The sequence below is a fragment of the Marinobacter qingdaonensis genome, assembly GCF_034555935.1.
Taxonomy (GTDB): domain Bacteria; phylum Pseudomonadota; class Gammaproteobacteria; order Pseudomonadales; family Oleiphilaceae; genus Marinobacter; species Marinobacter qingdaonensis.
In genome coordinates this window covers 2,305,930-2,323,505 of record NZ_JAYDCJ010000003.1, presented here as the reverse complement: position 1 = coordinate 2,323,505, position 17,576 = coordinate 2,305,930, and the positions used below count along the sequence as shown (strand labels likewise).

General features: G+C 62.2%; 19 protein-coding genes. 13 read left to right on the top strand and 6 right to left on the bottom strand.

The window, feature by feature from the left end; translation table 11 throughout:
* Together U5822_RS13880 and U5822_RS13875 are read right to left on the bottom strand one after the other, a co-directional pair.
* A complete protein-coding gene (locus U5822_RS13880; protein ID WP_322856207.1) occupies positions 1 to 627 on the bottom strand; it encodes a MotA/TolQ/ExbB proton channel family protein in 627 nt (208 codons plus the stop codon).
* 72 nt (positions 628 to 699) lie between these two features.
* The gene (locus tag U5822_RS13875; protein ID WP_322856206.1) at positions 700 to 3,042 is read right to left on the bottom strand and encodes a DNA internalization-related competence protein ComEC/Rec2; all 2,343 of its coding nucleotides are present in this window, start codon (positions 3,040 to 3,042) and stop codon (positions 700 to 702) included.
* A gap of 189 nt (positions 3,043 to 3,231) precedes the next feature.
* On the opposite strand from U5822_RS13875, the gene U5822_RS13870 reads away from it, so the two are divergent.
* The gene (locus U5822_RS13870) at positions 3,232 to 3,777 is read left to right on the top strand and encodes a DUF2062 domain-containing protein (RefSeq protein WP_322856205.1); all 546 of its coding nucleotides are present in this window, start codon (positions 3,232 to 3,234) and stop codon (positions 3,775 to 3,777) included.
* On the opposite strand, the gene U5822_RS13865 is transcribed toward U5822_RS13870, so the two are convergent.
* On the bottom strand, positions 3,765 to 4,454 hold the full coding sequence (locus U5822_RS13865; protein ID WP_322856204.1) for an ABC transporter ATP-binding protein: 690 nt from the start codon (positions 4,452 to 4,454) through the stop codon (positions 3,765 to 3,767). The two genes, U5822_RS13870 and U5822_RS13865, sit on opposite strands and share 13 nt — an antisense overlap.
* Before the next feature lie 16 nt (positions 4,455 to 4,470).
* A complete protein-coding gene (locus U5822_RS13860) occupies positions 4,471 to 5,712 on the bottom strand; it encodes a lipoprotein-releasing ABC transporter permease subunit (RefSeq protein ID WP_322856203.1) in 1,242 nt (413 codons plus the stop codon).
* Between the two features lie 123 nt (positions 5,713 to 5,835).
* Between U5822_RS13860 and U5822_RS13855 the strand changes: the two genes are divergently transcribed.
* The 9 genes from U5822_RS13855 to infA all read left to right on the top strand — a co-directional run bounded on the left by U5822_RS13855 (position 5,836) and on the right by infA (position 12,834).
* Complete coding sequence (locus tag U5822_RS13855) at positions 5,836 to 6,423, top strand: PilZ domain-containing protein (RefSeq protein ID WP_322856202.1); 588 nt, start codon at positions 5,836 to 5,838, stop codon at positions 6,421 to 6,423.
* A 109-nt stretch (positions 6,424 to 6,532) separates the two neighbouring features.
* Positions 6,533 to 6,835 (top strand): hypothetical protein, encoded by a 303-nt coding sequence (locus U5822_RS13850; RefSeq protein WP_322856201.1) that lies wholly within the window; start codon positions 6,533 to 6,535, stop codon positions 6,833 to 6,835.
* Positions 6,836 to 6,951: 116 nt separating this feature from the next.
* On the top strand, positions 6,952 to 7,989 hold the full coding sequence (locus U5822_RS13845; RefSeq protein WP_322856934.1) for an agmatine deiminase family protein: 1,038 nt from the start codon (positions 6,952 to 6,954) through the stop codon (positions 7,987 to 7,989).
* The gene (locus tag U5822_RS13840) at positions 7,986 to 8,909 is read left to right on the top strand and encodes a carbon-nitrogen hydrolase (RefSeq protein WP_322856200.1); all 924 of its coding nucleotides are present in this window, start codon (positions 7,986 to 7,988) and stop codon (positions 8,907 to 8,909) included. Before U5822_RS13845 ends, U5822_RS13840 begins: the two co-directional genes overlap by 4 nt.
* An 8-nt stretch (positions 8,910 to 8,917) precedes the next feature.
* Positions 8,918 to 9,829: an AAA family ATPase gene (locus U5822_RS13835; protein ID WP_322856199.1), complete on the top strand. Its 912-nt coding sequence runs from the start codon at positions 8,918 to 8,920 to the stop codon at positions 9,827 to 9,829.
* A gap of 134 nt (positions 9,830 to 9,963) precedes the next feature.
* Positions 9,964 to 10,917 (top strand): thioredoxin-disulfide reductase, encoded by a 954-nt coding sequence (trxB, locus tag U5822_RS13830; RefSeq protein ID WP_322856198.1) that lies wholly within the window; start codon positions 9,964 to 9,966, stop codon positions 10,915 to 10,917.
* Between the two features lie 189 nt (positions 10,918 to 11,106).
* Positions 11,107 to 11,820 carry a leucyl/phenylalanyl-tRNA--protein transferase gene (gene aat, locus U5822_RS13825; RefSeq protein WP_322856197.1) on the top strand — a complete coding sequence of 238 codons (714 nt, stop codon included), beginning with the start codon at positions 11,107 to 11,109 and terminating at the stop codon, positions 11,818 to 11,820.
* The gene (locus tag U5822_RS13820) at positions 11,821 to 12,534 is read left to right on the top strand and encodes an arginyltransferase (RefSeq protein WP_322856196.1); all 714 of its coding nucleotides are present in this window, start codon (positions 11,821 to 11,823) and stop codon (positions 12,532 to 12,534) included.
* Positions 12,535 to 12,615: 81 nt separating this feature from the next.
* Positions 12,616 to 12,834, top strand: a complete 219-nt coding sequence (gene infA, locus U5822_RS13815; protein WP_014421226.1) for a translation initiation factor IF-1 — start codon at positions 12,616 to 12,618, stop codon at positions 12,832 to 12,834.
* Positions 12,835 to 12,953: 119 nt separating this feature from the next.
* Here the strand turns inward: infA and clpA are convergent, their stop codons facing one another.
* Both clpA and clpS read right to left on the bottom strand, forming a co-directional pair.
* Positions 12,954 to 15,224, bottom strand: coding sequence for an ATP-dependent Clp protease ATP-binding subunit ClpA (clpA, locus tag U5822_RS13810; protein ID WP_322856195.1), 2,271 nt, complete (start codon positions 15,222 to 15,224; stop codon positions 12,954 to 12,956).
* A gap of 18 nt (positions 15,225 to 15,242) precedes the next feature.
* Complete coding sequence (gene clpS, locus U5822_RS13805; RefSeq protein ID WP_322856194.1) at positions 15,243 to 15,602, bottom strand: ATP-dependent Clp protease adapter ClpS; 360 nt, start codon at positions 15,600 to 15,602, stop codon at positions 15,243 to 15,245.
* Between the two features lie 313 nt (positions 15,603 to 15,915).
* Between clpS and U5822_RS13800 the strand changes: the two genes are divergently transcribed.
* From U5822_RS13800 to U5822_RS13790, 3 genes are all read left to right on the top strand, one after another.
* Positions 15,916 to 16,227, top strand: coding sequence for a cold shock domain-containing protein (locus U5822_RS13800; RefSeq protein WP_322856193.1), 312 nt, complete (start codon positions 15,916 to 15,918; stop codon positions 16,225 to 16,227).
* A 218-nt stretch (positions 16,228 to 16,445) separates the two neighbouring features.
* Positions 16,446 to 17,087, top strand: coding sequence for a pseudouridine synthase (locus U5822_RS13795; protein ID WP_322856192.1), 642 nt, complete (start codon positions 16,446 to 16,448; stop codon positions 17,085 to 17,087).
* Positions 17,084 to 17,533: an NUDIX hydrolase gene (locus U5822_RS13790; protein ID WP_322856191.1), complete on the top strand. Its 450-nt coding sequence runs from the start codon at positions 17,084 to 17,086 to the stop codon at positions 17,531 to 17,533. Before U5822_RS13795 ends, U5822_RS13790 begins: the two co-directional genes overlap by 4 nt.
* Positions 17,534 to 17,576 lie beyond the last annotated feature (43 nt).

Below are 17,576 nucleotides of genomic sequence, written 5' to 3'. Positions count from 1 at the left end.
TCAGGCTCCTTCCACGTCGATTTCGCGATCTCCGTGCACCACTTCGACCAGCTTGATCGCCTCCTGCTCCATGCCAACCACCAATTCATCGACCCGGCGGATGAAATACCGGTGCGCGATCAGCGCTGGAATCGCGACGCTCAGGCCGGCCGCGGTGGTGATCAGGGCTTCGGAGATGCCACCCGCGAGGTTACCGGCGTTACCGACTCCGGCCAGCTGGATTTCGGCAAAGACCTTGATCATGCCGATGACGGTGCCGAGCAGGCCAAGCAGCGGCGTGATGGTGGCCACGGTGCCCAGTGGGTTCAGGAACCGTTCCAGGTCGTGGATCACCTGGCTGGCCTCGTGTTCGATGCTCTCTTTCATGATCTCCCGGCCGTGCTTGGCATTCAGCAGACCACCGGCCAGAATCCGACCCATGGGCGAGGAACCCTGCAGGGCCTTGAGCTTGCGACCGTTGAGTTCCTTTTTCTTGATCCAGCGCCACAACTCGTTGACGGTGTGGGACGGCGTCACCCTGGATGCGCGCAGGGTCCAGAAACGCTCCATGATGATGGCCAGCGCCAGAATGGAACATGCAACAATCGGCACCATCAAAATGCCACCGGCTTTCAACAGCTCGAACACGCTCGGTCTCCCTGATAATTTACAAGCCGCGCTACTTTAGCATAGGAGCCCTCGCAGGCCACACCCGTTGCGTCACGGTATCCGACATCGCTCGCGGCCCTGCCCCGGCGAGCCAATCCAGAAGGGTGAAGCTGTACGCTGTTCGGCCACCACCAGCCCTTCGTCCGCGACCGTCAAGGTCAGCATGCCGGAACAGGCCGTACTGAACGCGCGGGCCTTGGCGGCCCGATAGCGGCCGGTGACCAGCGGATGGGGATGCCCGAACCGGTGTCGGTACCCGGCCGAATACACCACCACATCGGGCTTGAGCGCCGCGACCCAGCGGGCCGACGACGACGTCCGGCTACCGTGGTGGGGCGCCAGCAGCACCAGGGTCTGCGGTGCCTCCGGCAGCGGGTCTTCAGCCAAAAACGCCAGGTACTCCGCCTCGACCCGGGCAGTAATGTCCCCGGGCAGGATCCATTCGGTGCGGGTCGGCGGGTGTTCGATGCGAAGCACGCAGGAGGCGTCGTTGGCGGTTTCAGGCCGGTCCGACCGCCAGTAGCTGATGCGGAGTTCCCCCAGCGGCTCAACGGACTCCCGACAGGCCTGAAGCGGAAAGCCGGCCGGCTCCGGCAACTGCGACCGAACCTCGGGCAGCTCACCCGACACCAGACGATCGACCGCCACAGAGCGGACCAGCGCGGCCAGGTCGCCGGCGTGGTCACTGTCACCATGACTGATCACCAGGGTTTGGATGCGGCTGACGCCCAGGGCCTGAAAGTTCGGCAACAGGGTCGACTCGACGGCAGAAAAAACACCGGGAACCGCGGGCCCCAGGTCGTACACCAGCACCTGATCGTGGTGACGCACCAGCAGCGACAGCCCCTGGCCCACGTCGAAGATCCGGATCTCCGGCTGCTCGATGAACGCATTGGTGCGCGCCGGTTCGGCCGACCCCAGGTGCGACACCAGCCAGGCCACGAGGGCAAGGGCGCCGAGCAATCGCGCACCCGGTGCCGGTACGCGCACCAGAATCAGCACCAGCACCGCCAGCAGCGCCACCTCCGCCGGCGTTGCCGCCAGACCCGGCAGCGACCCCTGAGCCAGACCCGACAGCAGCTGCCAGAGCGCGCCCAACACCCAATCGAACAGGGTCGCGATCGGCCCGGACAATGCCGGCACCAGCATCGTGACCAGGGCACCCGCGATCAGGACCGGCATCACCACCAGGGATACCCAGGGGATGGCAAGCAGGTTTGCGACCATACCGGCCAGCGGCTGGCCCTGCCCGAACCACTGAAGCACCGGCCAGAGCCCGGCAAAAATGGCGAATTGCGCGACCAACAAGCTCCTTAGCCAGCCGGGGCGCTCAAGCTGGCCCGAAAACGCCAGGATCAGCACCGCCACGGCGCCAAAGGACAGCCAGAACCCCGGGTCCAGGGGCGCGAATGGATCCAGCATCAGGACCCCGGCCATGGCCACGGCAATGGCCTGCCAGGGTGAACTCTGGCGCGCCATCAACAGCGCCCAGCCGCCCACCAGCACCATCAGCAGGGCCCGCCGGGTCGGTACTGTGAATCCCGCCATCAAGGCGTAGACAAGACAGGCGACGGCAATGGCGACAAAGAGCAGTTGTCGCTGCCGCCGCTCACCCAGCCAGGACACCGGAGCCAGCGCCAGGAGTCGGCGGGCAATCAGGCCGGCAGCCAACGCCACCAGGCTCAGGTGCAGGCCGGAAATGGCCACCAGATGCACGGTACCGGTGGCTTTCAGCACCTGCCAATGGCTGTCGGTCAGCAAGCCCCGATCGCCGACCAGCAATGAGTTGACGAGCGGCAGCTGCCGGGCTTCTGCGAAGGTGCTAGTCACCCACCGGGTCACCGCCAGGTGGGTGCGCCGGTACTGGCAATGGAGCCCACATCCAACGTCGGGGTCGAAACCGGCTGACCGCACCGTGCCGGTGGCTCGAAACCCGTTGCGAAACAGCCAGTCCTCATACCGGAATCCGGCGTCGTTGAGGGTGCCATGGGGGCGTTTCAGCACCACCTCCAGCCGCAGGCGGTGCGCCGGCAGCACGGGTGGCTGCTTGCCGTACCAGGCCAGCCGGAGCTTGCCGGGCAGTTGCCCTGCCCCGAAAGGTTCGTCCGCCAGCGGGTGCCATCGGGTAACACAGAGACTGAACCTGAGGCTGCGAAAATGGCCAACTGACGGGATGTTGCAGACGTAACCCGAGACCGCCACTTTGTGGCCCTCCAGGTGGCCAGGCAAGACTTCGGCCAACCGGCCCTCGGCCTGCCAGGCGGACCAGCCGAGCCCCAGCATCAAGGCCGCCAGCACACCGGCGACCGGACGGACGAAAGCGCGGCCAACCGCAACTGCAATGCAAAATGCCGTAATAAAGCCCGCCAGGAACCACTCTGGTGGTGGCAACACCGACAATCGATACAGTAAGATAACGCCGCAAGAGAAGGCGATAACGCCCGCGACCACTGAACCGCGCGCCCGCACGGGCCGGGTTTGACTGATGGGAAATTCGGACAATCCTTGTCCTCCGGATTTAACGACTCGCCGGCAGCCTCCTTGCTACCGGACCCGACACGCGATCAACAGGCAGAGCTTCCAATGCCAAAGAAGTTCATGAAACGCTATCTGCCAACACCAGAGAAGGTGAAAGCGATGAAATCGCTTCATTTTCTTGGCGATATCCTTCATGAGCCGAATCTGTGGCACATCAATCGGCACAGCGTCGCCCGCGCCTTCCTGGTGGGCATCTGGTTCTGTTTTATCCCCATGCCATTCCAGATGATCGGCGCCGCCTTCTTCGCCATCTGGTTTAACGCCAACCTGCCGCTGTCGGTGGCCCTGGTCTGGATCAGCAACCCGATCACCATGCCGCCGATCTTTTATTTCAGCTACAAAGTGGGCACCTGGGTCCTGGACCGGCCGGTCCTCAATTTCGAGTTCCAGCTGTCCTGGGCCTGGATCAGCGAACGCCTGGTGGACATCGGCATTCCGCTTTATCTGGGCTCCCTGATCGTGGGTACGGCGGCCGCCTGCATTGCCTATCTGATCATCCAGTTCCTGTGGCGCCGAAAGATCCGGTCCGACTGGCGGGTGCGACGCCACGCCCGCCTTCGGCGCAAGCAGCCCGCCGATCAGACCTCCTGAATCAGTCGTCCCTGTTCCAGGCGCAGTACCCGCCCCAGACTCCGTGCCATGGTCATGTCATGGGTCACCATGACAAAGGCAATACCCAGCTGATCCCGCAGAGACTCGATCAACGCCTTCACCCCGGCGCCGGTCTGCTCATCCAGGTTGCCGGTGGGTTCGTCCATCAGCACGCACTCCGGCTCGTTGACCAGGGCGCGGGCAATGGCCACCCGCTGGCGCTCACCGCCGGACAACTCCCCCGGCTTGTGGCCCAGACGCTGGCCCAGACCGACGCGGTCCAGCAGCGTTTCCGCCCTGGCTCGGGCGTCCTTGACGCTCATACCGCCCAGCACGCAGGGCATCATCACGTTTTCCAGGGCCGGGAACTCCGGCAGCAAGTGATGGAACTGGTAGACGAAGCCCAGATGGCGGTTGCGGAATCGGGCCCGAGCCGCCTCGGACAGACGATGAATGTCGCTGCCGCAAATTGCGATCTGGCCGGAGGACGGCCGGTCGAGGCCGCCCAGCAAATTCAGCAGGGTGGTCTTGCCGGCCCCGCTGCTGCCGACGATGGCGACGGTCTCGCCCGCGCCCACCTGAAGCGAGATGTCGGAGAAAATCGTCAGTTTTTCCGGGCCCTCGCTGTAGGTACGGGTGACCTGACGACAATCAATGACTGCGGAGGATGGCTGCATGCTTGGGTTACCTTCATTATTCATAACGAAGCGCCTCCGCCGGATCGACCCGGGACGCCCGCCAGGCGGGGTAAATGGTGGCCAACAGACTCATGGCCAGGCCTGAGCCGCTGATGATGAACACATCCGGCCACTGCAACTGGGACGGCAGATAGCTGATGAAGTACACGTCGGCACTGAGGAACTGGTGGCCTAGGGCGCCCTCGAGCCAGGATATGAAGGCGCTGATGTTGAGCGCACCCAGGACGCCGAGCCCGGTGCCGATCAGAGTACCGAACACGCCGATGACCGCGCCCTGAACGATGAAGATCCGCATGATCCGCCCCGGCGTCGCGCCCATGGTCCGCAAGATGGCGATGTCCGCGGTCTTGTCGGTCACTACCATGACCAGGGTCGACACGATGTTGAACGCCGCCACTGCGACAATGAACATCAACAGCAGACCGATCATGGTCTTTTCCATCCGGATGGCCTGGAACAGGTTGCCGTGGGTGCGGGTCCAGTCCGAAATGTAATAGCGCCCCTCCAGGGTTCGCGCCGCCTGCTCCGCCACCTTGGGGGCGGCAAACAGGTCGTCCACCAGCAGTCGCACGCCCTGGGCGCGGCCGCCGGTGCGCATCAGCTTGGCGGCATCGTCCATGTGGATCAGGGTGTAGTTGCCATCCAGCTCCGCACCAACGCTGAAAATGCCTTTCACGGTAAACCGCTTCAGGCGCGGCAGCACACCGGCTGGGGTCACCGATGCCTCCGGCAACACCACCGTGACCTTGTCCCCGAGCTTCAGGCGCAGACTGGCGGCCATCAGCCGGCCAATGATGATGCCGAACTCCCCGGATTCCAGGTCGTCCAGACTGCCGTCGATCATGTGATTCTCGATGATGGAGACGGTCTTTTCCTGTTCCGGCAGCACGCCATTGAGCATGACCCCGCGCACGTTGCCACCGCCGGTGACCATACCCTGGCCCTGAATGAAGGGCGCGGCCGCCAGCACTCGGGGGTGCTGCTGAACCTGCTCATCAACGCTGGCCCAGTCCTGCAGGGGACCGGATCCCTCGATCACGGCATGGGGCACCATGCCCAGGATTCGCTGCTTGAGCTCGCGGTCGAAGCCGTTCATGACCGAGAGCACAATGATCAGGACCGCCACGCCCAGCATCAGGCCGATCATGGAGGTCAGTGAGATAAAGGAAATGAAGTGATTTCGACGTTTGGCCGCGGTGTACCGCAAGCCGATATAGAAGGATAAGGGTCTGAACATGGAGAGGCGCCTGTCGCTTCCTTCGGGTCTGTCGTGGTCTGGTCTTTCCGTGTCAGCCTTTCGGCGCCGCGGGAAGCTGCTAAACTGTTACAAACAATGAAAATTCACATGTCCGGAGCCAGGATGCAGTCACCCAACACCCCGAACGAGCCCGAGGAAAACAGTCCCGAACGCCGGGATTTTTTCCGTATCGAGGATCGAATTGGCCTGGAAGTCCGCAAGCTCTCAACCACCGTCAGCACCGAGGACAAGGTCATGGACGGTGATCATCTGGAAAGCCTCAAGGCCGAGTTCCGACGACTGGATCAGGATGTCCGATCGCAACTCGCCAGTCTTGCCGAGCGTGACCGCCTGCTGACCGGGCTGATCAAGTCCTTGAACGGCAAGCTCGACACGCTCGCGCGCATTATGGCCTTTGAGCAAAATCCGTTGCAACCGGAAGACTGGCAGGAGGTTACCCTGAGCGAGGGTGGCATCGCCTTCTCCAGCGACCAGGCCGATTGGCAGATTGGCGACCACCTCGCCCTGACCATGACCCTGCCCCCCGAACTGTTCCAACCCCACGCCATCGCCCAGGTGTTGGACCTCCAGCCCACAAACGGCGGCGCCACGAGGGTTCACGCCGAATTTGTCCGGATCCAGGATGCCGACCGGCAGCAGATCGCCCGGCATGTGATGCGGTGGCAAATCCGCCAGCGGCAAAAGCAGTAAACTCTGTGAAATCAGGTGACTTTTGCCAGTCTTTTAAAGATATTACGCTTTATCCATATGCTGCCGACCCAGTCTCGGACGGCCCCGGCTTTTCAAGGGAGACGATTTGATGAAAGCAAACAAAACCATGCTCGGCACACTGGCCCTGGCCGCCAGCCTGACCCTGGCCTCGGTACCCTCGGTGCTCGCGGAACAGTTGAGCATCCCGGTCGGCTCCCAGGCCGATCGCGAGGCCGTTAGCACTCCGAAGATCGGCATGAGCCAGTCCTCGGTGCGCGCCACCTACGGCGATCCGCTGGAGATCCGGGGCCCGGTGGGCCAACCCCCGATCAGTCAGTGGCACTACCGCAACTTTGTGGTCTATTTCGAACGGGATCGGGTGCTGCACGCGGTGCTCAAGCCTAACCGCTGAAGCAACGACGAAGGCGTCGTGTTGAAATTTGTGTCAGGAGACTGACGTTGCACCGGCCGTTGGATAGAATGGCGGTTTTCTCGATCTAAGGTAGCTGTAAAGTGACATCCAGACGTATGCTGCCCGCCGAATGGGCCCCGCAGAGCGCCGTAATGCTGACCTGGCCCCACCCGGGCACCGATTGGTCCGAACTTCTCGACCAGGTCGAACCGGTATTCATGGCCATTGCCCGGTCCGTGCTTCGATTCGAACACCTGGTGATCAGCTGCGAGCACGTCATCCGGGCCCAAGAGCTCCAGAACGAACTGAACCAGTTCGCCCAGCAGCAGGGTCTGCCGGGACGGGTCATTTCGGTGCCGGCGCCGGCCAACGACACCTGGGCCCGGGACCATGGCCCGATCACCGTGGACACCGATGACGGCCCGACGCTGCTGGATTTCCGGTTCAACGCCTGGGGCGGCAAGTTTCCCTGGGAAAAGGACGACGCGCTGAATCGCCACCTGGCCAACGCCGGCGCCTTCGGGCGCTGCCCGCTGCAGCCGGTGGACTTTGTGCTGGAAGGCGGCTCCATCGAATCCGATGGCGAGGGTACCCTGCTGACTACCAGCGAATGCCTGCTAACGCCCACCCGCAACCCGTCGCAGGATCGCACCGCCATCGAACGGCTGTTGTCGGAATTGCTCGGCGCCGATCGCATGCTCTGGCTCAACCACGGCTACCTGGCCGGGGATGACACCGACAGCCACATCGACACCCTCGCCCGGTTCTGCGCACCCGACCATATCTGCTACGTCGCCTGCCCCGACCCGGACGACGAGCACTACGCCGCCCTGGCCGCCATGGAGGAGGAACTCAATCAGTTCCGCCAGCGCGACGGCAGCCCCTACCGGTTGACGGCACTGCCCTGGCCGGATCCGATCTATGATGACGACGGCCAGCGGCTGCCCGCCACCTACGCCAATTTTCTGATCATCAACAACGCCGTCCTGTTGCCGGTGTACGGAGTAGCCCAGGATGACGACGCCATTGCCATCGTCGCCGACCTGTTCCCGGACCGGGAGGTGATTCCCATTGATTGCCGACCACTGATCGGCCAGCACGGCAGCCTGCACTGCGTCACCATGCAGCTGCCGGCAGGAGTCGTCGTACCATGAGCCCGACACAACCCGGACAGACCCTGAACCTGGCGGCCATCCAGCAGACCTGCAGCAGCGACAAGGCGGTGAGCCTGGCGACCACGGAAAGGCTGGTGCGCGAAGCTGCCGCCGGCGGGGCCAACCTCGTGGTTCTTCAGGAGCTGCACGCCACCCTGTACTTCTGCCAGACCGAGGACACCCAGGTGTTTGAACTGGCCGAACCCATTCCCGGCCCGACCAGTCAGCGGCTGTCGGAGCTGGCGCGGGAACTGGGCATCGTACTGGTCGGCTCGATCTTCGAGCGCCGGATGAACGGCGTCTACCACAACACCGCGGTGGTGTTTGACAGCGATGGCACGCTGGCCGGCCTGTACCGCAAGATGCACATTCCGGACGATCCCGGATTCTACGAAAAGTTCTACTTCACCCCTGGCGATGCCCAGTTCAACGACGGCCGCAGCGGTTTCACGCCGATCGAAACCTCCGTGGGCAAGCTCGGCGTTCTGGTGTGCTGGGACCAGTGGTACCCGGAGGCGGCCCGCCTGATGGCCCTGGCCGGGGCCGAGATCCTGATTTACCCGACGGCCATCGGCTGGGACGTCACCGACGACCCGGACGAGCAGGCGCGCCAGCTCGACGCCTGGGTCACCGTCCAGCGAGGCCACGCCGTGGCCAACAACCTGCCGGTGGTCGCGCCCAACCGCGTTGGCACCGAACCCGATCCGTCCGGGCACTCCGAGGGCATTCGATTCTGGGGCAACAGTTTCATCTGCGGCCCGCAGGGCGAGTTCCTGGCCCGTGCCGATGACAGCAGCGAAAGCATCTTGAGCGTGACCCTCGATCGCAGCCGCTCGGAATCGGTTCGCCGCATCTGGCCGTATTTGAGAGATCGGCGGATTGACGCCTACGGCGACATCCTCAAACGGGTCCGGGACTGAAGGACAGTATGAAACAACTGGTCGACACCGTAGTCAGCGAACTCAACCAGATTTTGCTGGGTAAGGATCAACAGGTACGGCTGGCCCTTTGCGGCCTGCTGGCCCGCGGGCACCTGCTGATCGAAGACATACCGGGCATGGGCAAGACCACCCTGTCGCACGCCCTCGCCAAAATCCTGGGGCTGAGCTACCAGCGCATCCAGTTCACCAACGACCTGCTGCCCGCCGACGTGCTGGGCTACTCGATGTACGACAAGGAAGCCGGCAACCTGGTGTTCCACCCGGGCCCCATTTTTGCCCAAGTGGTGCTGGCCGACGAGATCAACCGGGCCTCGCCACGCACTCAAAGCGCCCTGCTCGAGGCCATGGAGGAGCGGCAGGTGTCGATCGAAGGGGAAACCCGCCCCCTGCCCCAGCCCTTTTTCGTCATCGCCACCCAGAACCCCATCGAACAGGGCGGCACCTTCCCGCTGCCCGAATCCCAGCTCGACCGGTTTCTCATGCGACTGCGACTCGGCTACCCCGACCCGCGCGCCGAGCGGGAATTGCTGGAAGGGGAAGATCGCCGTGTCATGACCGAGCGACTCCAGACACTGCTGCCGCAGGAAGCCCTGGACCAACTGCAGGCAGCCGTCCATCAGGTGAAGGCCAGCCCCGCCCTGCTCGATTACGTGCAACGACTGCTCGAGCAGAGCCGCCGGATGCCCGGGTTGATGTACGGCCTGTCACCGCGGGCCGGCCTCGGCCTGTTGCGGGCGGCGAAAGCCTGGGCCCTGATGGAGGGGCGCCAGCACGTGCTGCCCGACGACATCCAGACCATCTTCCCGGCCATCGCCGAACACCGCCTGGAACAGGGCGAGTCCGGGAAGAGCGCCGACCGGGTCCGACAACTGCTCGCGTCGGTTTCCGTCCTTGAGTAAATAGCAAAGTTTTATAAGCGGAATTGGCCAATTCGAATGGCAGACCGGTACATTCGTGTTAGCCTTCGCTTTTTATTTTTCAGCCTGGCCCCATGTAGGGGGTTAGCGTCGTATCGAATTAGTGAGAGACAGACATGAGCGAAACCAAGCACTCCCGACTGATCATCCTCGGCTCCGGTCCTGCCGGCTACACCGCCGCCGTCTACGCGGCCCGGGCTAACCTCAATCCGACCCTGATTACCGGGATTGAAGTCGGCGGCCAGCTCACCACCACCACCGACGTCGACAACTGGCCGGGCGACAACGACGGGGTCCAGGGTCCTGAGCTCATGCAGCGCATGCTCAAGCACGCCGAGCGCTTCGAGACCAGCATCGTCTATGACACCATCAACGAAGCCGACCTGCGCAATCGTCCGTTCCGCCTGAAAGGCGATGGCGGCGAGTACACCTGCGATGCCCTGATCATCGCCACCGGCGCCTCCGCCATGTACTTGGGCCTGGAATCGGAAGAGAAGTTTAAAGGCCAGGGCGTGTCCGCCTGCGCCACCTGCGACGGTTTCTTCTACAAGAAGCAGAAAGTTGCTGTCATCGGCGGCGGCAACACCGCCGTGGAAGAGGCCCTGTACCTGTCCAACATTGCCGACGAAGTCACCCTGGTGCACCGCCGCGACAGCCTGCGTGCCGAGAAAATCCTGCAGGACAAACTGTTTGAGAAAGCCGAGAACGGCAACGTTAATATCGTCTGGGACCACACCCTGGACGAGGTCCTTGGAGACGGCACCGGCGTAACCGGCATGCGCATCAAGAGCACCAAGGACGACTCCACCCAGGAGCTGGACCTGGCTGGCGTGTTCATTGCCATCGGCCACAAGCCCAACACCGACCTGTTCCAGGGCCAGCTGGACATGGAGAACGGCTACATCCGCATCCGTTCCGGCCTGGAAGGCATGGCAACCCAGAGCAGCATCCCGGGCGTGTTCGCCGCCGGCGACGTGGCCGACCACGTTTACCGTCAGGCGGTCACCTCCGCCGGTTTTGGCTGCATGGCCGCCCTCGATGCCGAAAAGTTTCTGGATCAGCAGGACTGAACTAAACTACGGGCAAACGCCCGTTAGGACGGCAAGCCCCTCGGGAGTCGGCCGCTGAAACTGTGCGAAGCCATGGATGGCGGAGCCAAGCATACAGGGACGTATCCACAGCGTGTTTCAGCGGCCGGCTTCCGAGGGGCCGAACTCCAAAGCAAGAATCACCCAGGCGAACTCCCACACCGGAGCAGGATGACCTCACTACCCTGGCTAGACCCGGACCAACTCTGGTTCCCGCCCGCCGACGAGGCACTCGACGATCCCGACGGACTCCTTGCCCTGGGTGGCGACCTCTCGACCGACCGACTCCTGCTTGCCTACACCAACGGCATCTTCCCCTGGTACAGCGACGACCAGCCGATCCTCTGGTGGTCACCCAACCCCCGCTGCGTGCTCGTTCCCGAAGAAGTGCACGTGTCCCGCAGCCTGCGGCGAACCCTCAACCAGAAGAAATTCAGCGTCACCGCCGACCAGGCGTTCGGCCGCATCATCCGGCTTTGCGCCACAACCCGGGCCGAAGGCACCTGGATCACCGAGGACATGATCGCCAGCTATTCCGAGCTGCATCGGTTGGGCTACGCCCACTCCATCGAGGTCTGGAACCGGGCCGGCGAGCTGGCCGGGGGCATGTACGGCCTGGCCATTGGCCAGTGCTTTTTCGGCGAATCCATGTTTTCCCTCGAGACCAATGCCTCGAAAGTCCTGATGGTGCACCTGGCGCACCAGCTCCAGGACTGGGACTACAAGATCATGGACTGCCAGGTGGAAAGCCGGCACCTGCTGACCATGGGGGCCCGCACCATTCCCCGGGGCGAGTTTTTATCTATACTCAGGGCATGCGTTGGTCGCAAACCGAAACAACGGACCTGGGAAATGCGCTGGCAATGGCCCGGGCCGGAGGCGTGAATGAGTAATCTCAGAACCCTGGTGTTCTTCGCAACCCCGCCGCACGACTGCAGTTATCTCCCGGACCGCGAAGCCACCACCATGTTTGTCGATCCCCGCGCCCACATCGACAAGCGACTGTACAGCCAGTTGACCGCGCTCGGCTTTCGCCGCAGCGGCTCCCACTACTACCGCCCCCACTGCGAGAATTGCAACGCCTGCGTGCCGGTGCGGCTACGGGTGGCCGACTTCCAGCCCGACCGCAACCAGCGCCGCGTGCTGCGCAAGAATCAGGACCTGGAGTGCACCATGGTGCCGGCCCGGTTCAGCGAGCACTACTACCGGCTCTACGCCCACTACATCGAGCAGCGCCACAAGGACGGCGACATGTACCCGCCGTCCCGGGAACAGTTCACCTCGTTTCTGGTGGATGGCGCCACCGACTCCTGGTTCATGGAAATGCGCCTGGATCAGGAACTGGTGGGCCTGGCCGCCATTGACCTGCTCGACGACGGCCTCTCGGCGATCTACACCGTGTTCAAGCCGACGCTGGAACATCGCAGCCTGGGGACCTTCGCCATTCTCTGGCAGATTGAAGAAGCCAAACGGCGCCAGTTGCCGCATCTGTACCTGGGTTACTGGATTCGCGAATGCCGTAAAATGAACTACAAGACCCGGTTCAGGCCCATCGAAGCACTGCACGACGGCCACTGGCGCGTCATGGACCTGAACTGATTTTGCCAAATGCCGACATTTCAGGCAGAATTGCGCAATTTAAAATCACCAGAAGTACTTTTCAACAGAGGTTTCTACTGAATGGCGAAATCAGATGTCATTGAAATGGAAGGCGTTATTATCGACACCCTTCCGAATACCATGTTCCGTGTTGAGCTCAGCAACGGCCACGTGGTGACTGCTCACATCTCCGGAAAAATGCGCAAGAACTACATCCGCATCCTCACCGGCGACAAGGTCAAGGTCGAGCTGACCCCGTATGACCTGAGCAAGGGCCGCATCGTGTACCGGGCCCGCTAAGCCAGACTGACATCTGAAAAGCCCCGGTTCGGGGCTTTTTTGTTGGCAGACCACCTTTCTGGCCGACACAAAAAAACCGCTGCATCGCTGCAGCGGTTTTTTGTTGCCCGGCGCTGGTACTAGACCGCTTCGGCCGGCTCGTCCTCGTAATCGAAGACCAGTTCGTCGTTGCGCAGGTGGACGTAGACATCCCCGCCCTTCTCCGACAGCCGTCCGAACAGGATCTGCTCGGCCAGGGGCCGCTTGATCATGTCCTGGATCAGGCGCGACATCGGACGGGCACCCATGGTGACGTCGTAGCCCTTGTCCGCCAGCCAGAGCTTGGCGTCCTCGTCGACGTGCAGAACCACGTGCTTCTCGTCCAGTTGCGCCTGCAGCTCGGTGAGGAACTTGTCCACCACGTGGGTGATGGTTTCCTTCTGCAGGTCGGCAAACTGAATGATGCCGTCCAGACGGTTGCGGAACTCCGGCGTGAAGGTCTTGCTGATGATCTCCATGCCGTCGGTGCTGTGGTCCTGCTCGCTGAACCCGATCGAGCGACGGGCCATGGTCTCGGCACCGGCGTTGGTAGTCATCACCAGAATCACGTGACGGAAGTCCGCCTTGCGCCCGTTGTTGTCGGTCAGGGTGCCGTGGTCCATGACCTGCAACAGCAGGTTGAACACTTCCGGATGCGCCTTCTCGATCTCATCAAGCAGCAGCACGCAGTGCGGATGCTTGTTCACCGCCTCGGTCAGCAGACCACCCTGGTCGTAACCGACATAGCCCGGAGGCGCACCGATCAGACGAGACACCGTGTGCCGTTCCATGTACTCGGACATGTCGAACCGAACCAGCTCGATGCCCAGGACCTTGGCCAACTGCTTGGTGACCTCGGTCTTACCGACCCCGGTCGGACCGGCAAACAGGAACGCGCCCTCTGGTTTCTCCGGCGCCTTCAGGCCAGCCCGGGCCAGCTTGATCGCGGTCGAGAGTGACTCGATGGCCGGATCTTGGCCGAACACCACCATCTTCAGGTCCCGCTCCAGGTTGCGCAGCAGGTCCTTGTCGCTGGTGGAAACGTTCTTCGGCGGAATCCGGGCGATGTTGGCCACCACGTCTTCGATATCGGAGACATCGATCGCCTTCTTGCGCTTGTTTTCCGGCTGCAGGCGCTGCCGCGCCCCGGCTTCGTCGATCACATCGATGGCCTTGTCCGGCAGATGGCGATCGGTGATGTAGCGATCCGCCAGCTCCGCCGCCACCCGCAGGGCCTTGTCGGTGTACTTCAGATCGTGGTGCTTCTCGAAGTTGGGCTTGAGACCCTTGAGGATCTGGTAGGTGTCCTCGACACTCGGCTCGTTGACGTCGATCTTCTGGAACCGGCGGGCCAGTGCACTGTCCTTTTCGAAGATGCCGCGGAATTCCTGGAACGTGGTGGAACCAATGCAGCGGATTTCACCGGAGCTGAGCATCGGCTTGAGCAGGTTCGAGGCGTCCATCACGCCACCGGACGCCGACCCGGCACCGATGATGGTGTGGATCTCGTCGATGAACAGGATTGCGTGCTTTTCCTTTTTCAGCTCGGCCAGCAGCCCCTTCAGGCGCTTCTCGAAGTCGCCGCGGTACTTGGTACCGGCCAGCAGCGCGCCAAGGTCCAGGGAGTAGACCACCGCGTCGGAGATAATTTCCGGTACCTGGCCGTCGACAATGCGCTTGGCCAGGCCTTCGGCAATGGCGGTCTTGCCGACGCCCGCCTCACCCACCAGCAAGGGATTGTTCTTGCGCCGGCGCACCAGGATCTGCACCACGCGCTCCACCTCGTGCTCACGGCCGATCAGCGGATCGATCCGGCCCTGTCGGGCCTGCTCGTTGAGGTTGGTGGAGTAGCTCTCCAGCGGCTTGGCATGACCGCCCTCTTCGCCCGCTTCGTCCGGGGCGGCCTGATCGTGGCCTTCCTGATCTTCGGCGCCCTGAACCCGGGAGATGCCGTGGGAGACAAAATTGACCACATCAATGCGGGCGATGTTCTGTTTCTTGAGAACGTAGACCGCCTGACTTTCCTGCTCGCTGAAAATCGCAACCAGTACGTTGGCTCCGGTCACTTCCTTCTTGCCGGATGACTGGACATGAAACACGGCCCGCTGCAGGACCCGCTGGAAGCCAAGGGTCGGCTGGGTTTCGCGTTCGCTGTCATTGCTTGGGATCAACGGTGTGGTGGAGTCGACAAATTCAACCAGCTCTTCCTGGAGTCGCTGGAGATCGGCCCCACAGGCCTTGAGAACGCCCACCGCCGATTCGTTGTCCAACAGGGCCAACAACAGATGCTCCACGGTCATGAATTCATGACGCTTGTCGCGGGCATTCTTGAAGGCCGTATTCAGCGTAATTTCTAGATCTTTGCTCAGCATGGGCCACCCCAACGTCTGTCAGTCCGCACGTTCAATCTCGCAAAGGAGCGGATGTTCGCATTCCGAAGAATACTGGTTCACCTGTGCCGCCTTTGTTTCTGCGATGTCTCGGGTATACACCCCACATACGGCTTTTCCCTGCGTATGGACGAGCAGCATCACCTGCGTCGCCTTTTCTTCGTTCATACCGAAGAACGTCATTAACACGTCTACCACAAAATCCATCGGTGTGTAGTCGTCGTTCAGGAGCACCACGCGATATCGCGCGGGCCGCTTCAGGGCGGGCTTCTCAGGCGCAACGCTCAGATCGTCCTGTCGCCCTGGCTGATCGTCCTCCCCTTGATTAAATATTAGTAGAGAATCTTCGATAGTCCGCATCATTCTGTACCGGTTATCGGTGCCCTTGGCTTAATGTGGTTGTCTGACCCCGTGTTTTCAAGCAGTGCCGAAAACCGGGCGTGAGTTATTTATCAATACGGACATGATACCGGTTCCGGACCCGGTCAAACCACACATTACAGCAGTGGAAACTATTGACTAGCGCCCCCGATTGGTCGAAAGTTAGGAGGTATTGTTAAATTATGTAAATTCGTACGAGAGTTCTGTAACAGGGGTCCGCGCCGGAGTGCCGGGCGGAAGGCTCACAACACCAATAATAAAATGTGACAGCACATGAACAGGGGAGTTCATCATGCCAAGAGGCAAGGTCAAGTGGTTCAACAATGCCAAGGGGTACGGCTTTATTATTGAGGATGGCTGCAGTGACGACCTGTTTGCCCACTTCTCGTCGGTTCAGATGGAAGGGTATAAAACGCTGAAAGCCGGCCAAACCGTCACCTTCGACAAGAAACCGAGCGACAAAGGCGTTCACGCCATCAACATCGTTCCGGACGAGCAGCCCCAGAAACAAGCCCAGGAGGGCGCAGGCTCCTCAGCCGAAACGAAATCCGGGGCCGGAGAATCCAGCGAGGGCGATTTCCCACCCCGTGCTGCCAGCGCCTGACGCTGTCCCGCCCGCTCCAGCGGCGCGCCGGCTGACTGGTTGGCGCACGCGGCCTCCACTGACTCTCGCCAGTGGCAGCTCAATACTTTTGTAAAATTCCCGCCCAACTCCCTGTTCCCGGCTCCAAACCACTTGCCGGCCGGGGCTTTGCCATCCCACGCAGTTGCAGTAACCTTGCCGACCACATTCACGGCACCGCGCAGGATTTCCGTACCGGCATGGCCAAGCTGATCCTCTTCAACAAACCGTTTCGCGTCCTCAGCCAGTTCACTGACGACCGCAAGGATCCGAGCAAACCGGTCCGGGCCACCCTGGCCGACTGGCTGGACATACCCGGCGTCTACCCTGCCGGACGCCTGGACTACGATTCCGAGGGCCTGCTGCTGCTCACCGACACCGGTGCGTTGCAACATCGCATCGCCTCGCCCACGCAAAAAATGCCCAAGACCTACTGGGTTCAGGTCGAAGGCCAGATCACCGAGGCCGCCCTGACCCAACTCAGGCACGGCGTCACTCTGAAAGACGGCCTGACTGCCCCGGCCACTGCCGAAGGCATGCCCGCGCCCGCTGAACTCTGGGAACGGCACCCGCCGGTTCGCCACCGGGAAGCCATCCCCACCAGCTGGCTGCAGCTGACCATCACCGAGGGTCGCAACCGGCAGGTGCGACGCATGACCGCGGCCGTCGGCTTCCCAACCCTGCGACTGATTCGCTACCGTATAGGCGACTGGACCCTGGATGGACTGGCACCCGGCCAGTACCGAAGCACCGAGATCCACGTCCCGGCGCCGACCAACCGTCGCAAGCGTCCGAGCCAGCGCAAAGCCCGTACCGCCACGAGGAGCAAACCGAAACGATGACCTGGACTCCCCACGCCACCGTAGCCGTTATCATTGAAGACGATCAGGGCCGCTTCCTGATGGTGGAGGAACACAGCGGTGGCCGCGTGGTGTTCAACCAGCCAGCCGGGCACGTCGAGGAGGACGAAGCGGTATTGGATGCGGCTCGCCGGGAAACCCTGGAAGAGACCGGCTGGGAGGTCGAACCCGAGCACTTTCTGGGCGTCTATACCTACAAGGCTCCAAGCAACGGCGTAACCTACTATCGCTTCTGCTACGCCGCCCGTGCCCTGCACCGGGTCTCCGAGCAGTTGGATACCGGCATCATCGCCGCCCATTGGCTGACCCTCGATGCCATCCGGGCGTTGGGCGACCAGTTGCGCAGTCCGCTGGTGCTCGAATGCATAGAAGATTACCGAAACGGGCGCCGCTATCCGCTGGAAGTGGTGGTGGACGCGCAGACGTAACCCCGCTCCAGTGATAGAATCCCGTGTTTTTCACCCGGAATGA